The 7886-nt window shown below is 44.9% G+C and carries 10 protein-coding genes; 6 read left to right on the forward strand and 4 right to left on the reverse strand.

The window, feature by feature from the left end; genetic code table 11:
- The 6 genes from IH879_15640 to IH879_15665 form a co-directional block, all read left to right on the forward strand.
- Positions 1-698 (forward strand): succinate dehydrogenase/fumarate reductase iron-sulfur subunit (locus IH879_15640; GenBank protein MCH7676359.1); only part of this gene is annotated, 698 nt, incomplete at its 5' end.
- A gap of 394 nt (positions 699-1092) precedes the next feature.
- On the forward strand, positions 1093-2181 hold the full coding sequence (locus tag IH879_15645) for an exo-alpha-sialidase (protein MCH7676360.1): 1089 nt from the start codon (positions 1093-1095) through the stop codon (positions 2179-2181).
- A 309-nt stretch (positions 2182-2490) separates the two neighbouring features.
- Entirely contained in the window at positions 2491-2841 is a 351-nt protein-coding gene (locus IH879_15650; GenBank protein ID MCH7676361.1) for a glyoxalase, read from the forward strand.
- A gap of 89 nt (positions 2842-2930) precedes the next feature.
- A complete protein-coding gene (locus IH879_15655) occupies positions 2931-3368 on the forward strand; it encodes a hypothetical protein (protein ID MCH7676362.1) in 438 nt (145 codons plus the stop codon).
- A gap of 284 nt (positions 3369-3652) precedes the next feature.
- On the forward strand, positions 3653-4462 hold the full coding sequence (gene proC / locus IH879_15660; GenBank protein MCH7676363.1) for a pyrroline-5-carboxylate reductase: 810 nt from the start codon (positions 3653-3655) through the stop codon (positions 4460-4462).
- Between the two features lie 352 nt (positions 4463-4814).
- Positions 4815-5333, forward strand: a complete 519-nt coding sequence (locus IH879_15665) for a hypothetical protein (GenBank protein MCH7676364.1) — start codon at positions 4815-4817, stop codon at positions 5331-5333.
- 11 nt (positions 5334-5344) lie between these two features.
- On the opposite strand, the gene IH879_15670 is transcribed toward IH879_15665, so the two are convergent.
- The 4 genes from IH879_15670 to IH879_15685 all read right to left on the reverse strand — a co-directional run bounded on the left by IH879_15670 (position 5345) and on the right by IH879_15685 (position 7576).
- A complete protein-coding gene (locus IH879_15670) occupies positions 5345-5926 on the reverse strand; it encodes a 5-formyltetrahydrofolate cyclo-ligase (protein ID MCH7676365.1) in 582 nt (193 codons plus the stop codon).
- A gap of 3 nt (positions 5927-5929) precedes the next feature.
- Positions 5930-6235, reverse strand: coding sequence for a ribosomal L7Ae/L30e/S12e/Gadd45 family protein (locus tag IH879_15675; GenBank protein ID MCH7676366.1), 306 nt, complete (start codon positions 6233-6235; stop codon positions 5930-5932).
- On the reverse strand, positions 6228-6752 hold the full coding sequence (locus IH879_15680) for a macro domain-containing protein (GenBank protein ID MCH7676367.1): 525 nt from the start codon (positions 6750-6752) through the stop codon (positions 6228-6230). The genes IH879_15675 and IH879_15680 overlap by 8 nt, the downstream gene beginning before the upstream one ends.
- Before the next feature lie 332 nt (positions 6753-7084).
- Positions 7085-7576 carry a carboxymuconolactone decarboxylase family protein gene (locus IH879_15685; GenBank protein ID MCH7676368.1) on the reverse strand — a complete coding sequence of 164 codons (492 nt, stop codon included), beginning with the start codon at positions 7574-7576 and terminating at the stop codon, positions 7085-7087.
- Positions 7577-7886 lie beyond the last annotated feature (310 nt).

The raw sequence follows: 7886 nt of genomic DNA on the forward strand, positions 1-7886 counted from the left end.
AAGGCAAAATGGTACCTTATGCCATCGAAGATGTTTCGCACCACATGTCCTTTTTGGAAATGCTCGACGTTCTGAACGAAGATCTGATCAAAAAAGGAGACGACCCGGTTGAGTTTGACAACGACTGCCGGGAAGGCATTTGCGGTATGTGCAGTTTGGTCATTAACGGCGTCGCACACGGGCCGCAGCGCGCAACCGCCGTTTGCCAGCTCCACATGCGCCACTTTAAGGACGGTCAAACCGTTACCATCGAACCCTGGCGCGCTAAAGCTTTTCCCGTCATCAAAGACCTGGTGGTCGACCGCAGCTCTTTCGATCGCATCATCGCAGCCGGAGGTTATGTTTCCATGAATGCCGGCGGCGCACCCGACGGCAACGCCATTCCTATCTCCAAAGAAATTGCCGATGAAGCCATGGATGCTGCGTCTTGCATCGGCTGCGGCGCTTGTGTGGCTGCCTGCCCGAATGCATCTGCTTCCCTGTTTACCGCAGCAAAGATTTCTCAACTCTCTCTCCTGCCGCAAGGCCAACCCGAACAGAAGAGACGGGTGATTCGCATGGTTGAGCAAATGGACCAAGAGGGATTCGGCGACTGCTCAAATCACGCCGAGTGTGAAGCGGTCTGTCCAAAAGAGATTTCAATTGGCCACATCGCACGGATGAAGCGCGAGTATTTTAAGGCGATGTTGACGAAGTAAAACGCGGCAAAGCCGCAAACTCCAAAATCCAGATAGCGCAAATCCCAGATAATTCCAAGATCCAAAAATTTATTATAGCCTCGTTGAGAGACGTTCATGTATTTCTGACGAAGCATTCCGGAGTTTTGAGATTTGAAATTTTTGGTTTTTGGGATTTATTTGAATTTTGGGATTTGTAGTTTGTGATTTTCTTATCCTGTCAGTGAAGCTGCAACCAAATCCTTCTGCTAAACGTACCTGCTTTTACCTGCATTTTTTTTAGAAGCATTTCTTAAAGAAAACTTTCATTTCGTTTAATAGAAAACTAGAGCAAAATACTCGTTGCTTAAAATCTGATTTACATTTATATTTTTTTAGAAAATCAGAATGCGATATTTTGTTCAGGAGGAAAATCATGGCAGCTAAAAAAGTTCATCTTTTAGTCGGAACCCACAAGGGCGGGTTTCTGTTCACCAGCGATTTAGATCGGAAAAACTGGCAGATAAAAGGGCCGTTCTTTAAAGGCAGCGACGTTCATCACATGGTTTTTGACACTCGCAACGAATCGACGATTTTTGCCAGCACCAACAGCATGTGGTGGGGACCCAGCGTTCGATTTAGCAAAGATTTTGGTGAAACCTGGCAGGAACCAAAATCAGATGTACGTTTTGAGGAAGGCTCGGATAAAAAAGTGAAACGAGTCTGGTGTGTGGAACCCGGTCGCGCCAATGAACCGAATGTCCTTTACGCCGGTGCAGACCCGGGCGTGCTCTTTAAATCAGAGGACAGTGGCGAAACCTGGGCTGAATTGAAAGCCCTGACCAATCATTCAACTCGTGAAAAATGGACGCCGGGAATGGGCGGCATGATGGTGCACAGTATTTGTCTGCATCCGGAAGACAAAAACAAAATGCATGTTGGCGTTTCGGCAGCCGGAACGTTTTCAACGGAGGACGGCGAGAAATCCTGGCAGGCGCGCAACAAAGGCGTGACCGCGGATTTCCTGGCCGACAAATTTCCTGAAGTGGGACAGTGCGTTCACCACATGCAGCTGCACCCGGCGAAACCGGATGTCTTGTACCAGCAAAATCATTGCGGCGTTTACCGCAGTGACAACGCCGGCAAGGAGTGGATAGACCTATGTGAAGGGCTACCCTCGCGTTTTGGTTTTCCCCTGCAAATTCATCCGCATGACCCGGACACCATTTACGTCATTCCCGAAGAAGGCGCTGAGTTCCGCTGTCCGGTGGATGGCGAGTTTGCAGTCTTCAGAAGCCGCAACCGTGGTGAAAACTGGGAAAGACTCGATAACGGACTGCCAAATAAGCGGGCTTATCTAAGCATTTTACGTCATGCGATGGCGGCAGATAGTTGTGATTCAGCCGGCATTTACGTCGGCACCAGGAACGGCCAGATTTTTTACAGTAAAGACGAGGGAGATTCCTGGGAAGTTTTGGTCAATTGGTTTCCGCCGATTTATTCGGTGACATGTGCGGTTTTTTAAACAAAACAAACCGCAGAGACCGCTAAGAACTCAGAGTCCAAAACAAAATCTCGGCGCTCTTTGCGGTAAATTTTTTGAATTAAGTGTCGATTTTATGCAATTCATTCGTCTTAAAAATAAGAAACTGTATTTATAATTCATCACTTTAGCAAAAACGACCCTTTGTGTCATTTCGACCAACGGGAGAAATCTTTTTACGCATATTTTTGAATTAAATAGATTTCTCCCCCGAAGTGTCGGGGCCGAAATGACAAATTAAGCTGTTTTGCAGAAGTCTAATAATTTATCACTTTTTTTAAGGAGGTTCAGATGGCAGCAAAAGTAACACATTTTGAAATATTGGGTAAAGACGCGGGTAAATTGCAGGACTTTTATGGCAAACTTTTCGATTGGAAGATCAATGCGGACAACCCGATGAATTACGGTTTGGTGGAAGCAGCCGGCGACGGCAGCATCGGCGGCGGCATCGGATCGGCACAAGAAGGCGCACCCGGTCACGTTACGTTTTACGTTGAAGTCGATAACATCGAAAACTATCTTTCAAAAATTGAAAGCACGGGCGGAAAAACCATTGTTCCGAAAACCGTGATTCCCGAGATGGTAACTTTTGCTTTGTTCGCGGATCCTGAAGGTAGTGTAGTCGGACTCGTGGAGCACTAAAAAATAACCAAACCTTCCAGGTTTTTGGGAAACCTGGGAGGTTTAACTAACTAAGTTAAAAGGGAAAGACAAATCTGAAATCGCATAAAATGAAACGACACTCTATTTTAATAATTATTATATTTGGCACACTTTTGAGTCTTGCCTGTGAGAATGCCACGAACAATATAACATTGAAGACCGGCATTCTTGAAGGCAAAATCACCATAGGCCCGCTTTGCCCCATTGAGCCTTGCAATCTTCCCCCGGAACAGATTGCAGCGATTTATGAAGCCCGGAAAGTTTTCGTCTATGAAAAATCTTCCCTTAGCAAAATTGCTGAAATCCAGCTCAATGCGGATGGTGAGTATTCAGTTGCGTTAAATCCGGGGCAGTATATCGTTGATGTCAGTGACGCCAACGGAAACGCCCTGCCTTTGGAATTATCCCAGCGACCTCGATTTGGAAACGCCATTCCGCAAGAAGCCGAAATTCTCGAAGACCAGACGACAATTTCTGATTTTGATATCGATACCGGAATTCGGTAAGCCAACTTCTTAACTCTCCATATTTAAAAATATTCTTGCCTTTTGATTAAACGACTTCTTTATTTAGGGTGCGGGTTCGATTTTACGCAGCAGCATAATTTCACTTGTCGAAGGGGGTGAAATATTTTGAAAATTTATTTACGTAAAATCAAACCTGCACCCCTTCTATAAAGATAAAGAAATTCCGGGTCTAAGTAACAAGATTTCTCCCCCGAGGTGTCGGGGTGGAAAAATGCCCGTATGGTTTTTGAGGGGTTATTATAAAAGAAAGGAAACTTTACAAAATGAAGAATCTTGCCATTCTTGGTGCCGGAAACATCGGCATTGCCATTGTGAAAGGATTGATTCAATCAGGCACTTTTGAAGCCAGGCAAATGACACTGACACGAAGAAAAATTCACCTGCTTGATCCTTTTAAACAGCAGGGATTTCAAATTCAAAAAAGCAATGTCGAAGCGGTGAAAAGTTCAGAAGTCATTCTTATCGCTGTGGAGCCGCAGCAGCTTGTCTCATTATTGAAAGAAATAAATCAAGCGCTGATTCCAGGTAAACACATACTCATTTCAGTGATTTCCGGGGTTAGTATCGGACAGATAAAAAAACAGCTTGGCAAAAATATGCCGGTGATTCGCGCCATGCCAAATACCGCCATCGCGATTAGAGAATCCATGACTTGTATCGCATCAGATGAGCCAAATGATGAAGCTATTGAAATCGCCAGGTCGATCTTTGATACAGTGGGCAAGACCCTGCTCATCGATGAAGAGCAAATGATCGCAGCGACCGCATTGGGGGCCTGCGGAATTGCATTTTTTCTGCGTGCCATCCGAGCGGCCTCTCAGGGAGGCATCGAAATCGGCTTTCACTCTGACCAGGCCCTGCATATTGCTGCACAGACCGCCAAAGGTGCCGCTGCATTGCTGCTCAATATGAAAAATCATCCGGAGTACGAAATCGATAAAGTGACGACACCAAGAGGGTGTACCATTTCCGGGTTGAACCAGATGGAACATGAAGGGTTCAGCTCGGCGATGATAAAAGGAATTGTAACTTCAGCGGAGAAAGCTTCGGGGCTTTATGTTGGAGAGAAATAAAACCATACCATCGCTTAAAGCGCGGCTATCGGTGCTTTTGCTATTTAGCCAAATTTATTGTGTGAACAGCTGACCAGTTTCGTGTTTTAAGTCTAATGATATAGTAAGAGCGCCTCGCCATATTCGTCGCGCTTGAGCATCCCAGCATTGTGCCCATCCACGACCTGGGTACCCTGCCAGATGGCCGCATCTTCTGGATTGCTTCGCTTTGCTCGCAACGACATGTTTACTTTTTGGACAACCCGGGTCTTTTTAAACTATCTGCAAAATCATTCAATACCCAAAATCTCTTTTGAAATTATTTAAACCTTTCGTAAATTAGCACCACTCAAATTTTACAAAGGTGCTAATAATGCAAACACTTCGTAATCTATTTCCTAACTCTTTAAAAATTCTTTTAACTATTTTTGTAATTTTTACTGCGATTGAAGATTTAGCAGCTCAAACCAATAATAATTCGTTAGATCAAATTGCTGACACTTTTCTCGGAAAATGGGTCGGGGAGGTCAAAGGACCGAACAACGAAGTCGTTACTTCCGAACTTATTTTCGAATGGACGCTCAACAAAAAGTTCATTAAAGTGACAAACCTGTTGGGTCAAAAAAAGAGCTTGTTTGCTTTGACTTTTTACGGCAGGCAGCCGGTCTTAAACCGAATCGTCTTCTGGTCATTTGATAATGAAGGAACAATTAATGAAGGAATCGCCGAATTCAAGGACAACGCTTTGAAGCACGAGTGGCGCTCCTTTAGTAGTAACGGCGAAATAAATGATTGGCGCTCAAATCTGACTCGTCACGACGAAAACAGCGCCACCTTTACAATTCAAGGCGAGGCCTCGTATACTGTTAGCTATAAACGCTTGAAAGAATGATCCTTCAAACTTTAATCGCTAAATCTGTAAACGTTTTTTTCACTCACCAAAATATCTACTTTTTCATCTTCGGCCCGGGTCGGTATCTTATCGACGATTTGAAATTCATAAGCCAAGGCAATTTTGGTTACTTTTACATTATCCAGGAATCCATCATAAAACCCACCCCCAAAACCAATCCGATGGCCCGCCAGATCAAAAGCGACGCCGGGGACAATAACCAAATCGAATTCAGAAATCTTAACCTTTCGAAACCGATCTTTAGGCGGTTCCAGGATCCCGAACGTGCCCTTTTTCAATTCATCAAAACCTTTGATTTCGGAGTGCAACAAAATGTGGCTTGACAAATCAGTGACTGGAACGATGACCCGCCGCCCGGTCTGCAGAGTATCTTTAATCAACTGATATGTGTTAACCTCGTTACGCCAGGCTGCGTAACAGTGAACGGTTTTTGCGGCTTGATATTCCGGAAGTTTTTTTAGGTGGGAGATGATTTTTGAACTTTTGAAAGCGACCGATTCGCCGGAAAGGCTTCTTCTCTGTGATTCGATTCGGGAGCGAATTTTACTTTTTTGTTGAACGACATTATCCACAAATCAGCCGAATATCTTCTGAATCGCCTTTGCAAACGCCGCGTCGTCAATCCCGATAATACCAACTTCCTCTCTACCGAAAAAATGGCCGAATTGACTTTTGGTACCACATCGAAAAATTGGAACTTTCCCCTGAGCAGCTAATGTCTGGAGTTTCCGATCGGCGTTTTTCGAGACATCAGAAGCCAAAATTATGGCGCGGGTTTTTCCTTTCTTCAGTAAGTTTAGCGTTGAAGTCATACCAAGGGAGAGTTTACGGGCACGGTGCGCAAAACCAAGCATTTTTAATGTCTGATCGATTTCATCCATCCGCAATTTCCGGAGTTGTGTCGTTCCAGTCGTTCTCCATTGCCTGAACCCATTCCTTATTTTTATCGACAAAAATGATTTCACTGATTGCGCTGGATGAAGTAGAAAATCGGCGAATTGCGTCTGCAATCGCTTTTGCGGCAGCCTCAATCGGAACCCTTCCTGTGCCGGTCCCCATTCCTGGGATAGCTAATTTATGAATACTCAATTCAGCTGAAACTTGAAGAGCTGCCGTAACTGCGTCTGAAATTTTTTTAACTGAGGTACGCTGAACAGGGGCCACCATGGTCGGCGCGTGAATGACATAGTCACATTTCAACTTCCCGGCAGATGTAACAACTGCATTTCCAAGGGGAATCGGAGCCAATTCCATTGCCTCTTCTTCAATTTTCTTACCCCCGGACTTCTTAATCGCCGCAGCTACACCTCCACCCATTTCACCTTCAGAATTGGCAGGATTAACGATTGCATCAACTTCCAATTTCGTGATGTCGCCAACTAAAAACCGAACTTCCATTGTTTCCAACCCTCCTCCGTTGAATGTGTTGAAAAAAACAGAACGACCCGTTTCTCCTGCCGCGGGGATGGCAAGCAAAGAACGTCAATTTGCCACGGAACTTTAGAGAAGCTACTAACCTGAAAATTGCACCCGCACCCCGCCGTCAAGAGAAAACCGATTGTTAGCGCAATCTGCTGACGACCGGAATAGCCTGATCAAGACTACCAGTCAGGACACATTGATTCCACGCTAATCAACCATTTACTGACTTCATTTGCCCGTCAATGATTCGTAAATCGTGTCTCATCGGTCGAGTTCATAAAGGTCAGTAAACCGGAAATCCTCTTCCCTTACTTTTTCGTGGTTTCTTTAGCCTCACTCTGCTTTTTGATATGCGCCAATATCCCGTCCCACTCTTTCTTGAATTCATCAAGCGGGACATTAGCACCATTCAAGACAGTGCTCCAGTGACGCGTATTTGCTGCGCTTGCAACGGCCTCTTGAATCTCTGCATCGGTGGCGCCGAGCATTTTTGCCATCGTGGTATGTGCATAGACACAATAAGTGCATGGAATCTGTGACGCGACTCCGAGCGAGATGAGTTCGGAATATTTCGCTGGAATGGCTGCATCCGGACTTTGCGTAGCTTTAAACCATTCCCATGCGCCGGCACGCAAATGATCTGGCAAAACCTTCATCATTACTGGAACTGTTCCGAAGGCAGCCTCCATTTCAGCCTCAGCCTTTTTAGTTGCGTCTGTCTGGCTCTCCTGCGCAAGCAGAGGCGATGAGAGCACAAAAACGGCAATACATATTGCCATAACACTTGTTGTTAGTCTCATGGTCTTTTTCATGACATGCTCCTTACTTTGATTAAGAGTTATTAGTTTGTGAAATACTAGATTGTTCGCAAGTACACCTCCATTTTTTGAGATGAGCAAAAGCATTTACCAGCGTTGAAAACCGGCTGTTTTAGCAAATCCAGCAGTACAGTATCACCTCCCTTCAGCCTGATAAGCGATGTGACGGCGCTAACATATAAGTATACGATTTTCGTATATCATGCTAAATGTCATGATAGCCGATTAGTTATTTATCTTCTAATCGCATAAGCAGTCATTTGTCATGATATCCGACTTCGTGCAGCCAAAT

The organism is candidate division KSB1 bacterium (assembly GCA_022562085.1).
Classification (GTDB): Bacteria; Zhuqueibacterota; Zhuqueibacteria; order Oceanimicrobiales; family Oceanimicrobiaceae; genus Oceanimicrobium.

What these genes read in the sequence shown, in the direction of transcription:
- IH879_15645 (MCH7676360.1), top strand. Translation starts at nt 1,093, where the DNA reads ATGGCAGCTAAAAAAGTTCATCTTTTAGTCGGAACCCACAAGGGCGGG.
- IH879_15650 (MCH7676361.1), top strand. Translation starts at nt 2,491, where the DNA reads ATGGCAGCAAAAGTAACACATTTTGAAATATTGGGTAAAGACGCGGGT.
- IH879_15655 (MCH7676362.1), top strand. Translation starts at nt 2,931, where the DNA reads ATGAAACGACACTCTATTTTAATAATTATTATATTTGGCACACTTTTG.
- proC (MCH7676363.1), top strand. Translation starts at nt 3,653, where the DNA reads ATGAAGAATCTTGCCATTCTTGGTGCCGGAAACATCGGCATTGCCATT.
- IH879_15665 (MCH7676364.1), top strand. Translation starts at nt 4,815, where the DNA reads ATGCAAACACTTCGTAATCTATTTCCTAACTCTTTAAAAATTCTTTTA.
- IH879_15675 (MCH7676366.1), bottom strand. Translation starts at nt 6,235, where the DNA reads ATGGATGAAATCGATCAGACATTAAAAATGCTTGGTTTTGCGCACCGT.
- IH879_15680 (MCH7676367.1), bottom strand. Translation starts at nt 6,752, where the DNA reads ATGGAAGTTCGGTTTTTAGTTGGCGACATCACGAAATTGGAAGTTGAT.
- IH879_15685 (MCH7676368.1), bottom strand. Translation starts at nt 7,576, where the DNA reads ATGAGACTAACAACAAGTGTTATGGCAATATGTATTGCCGTTTTTGTG.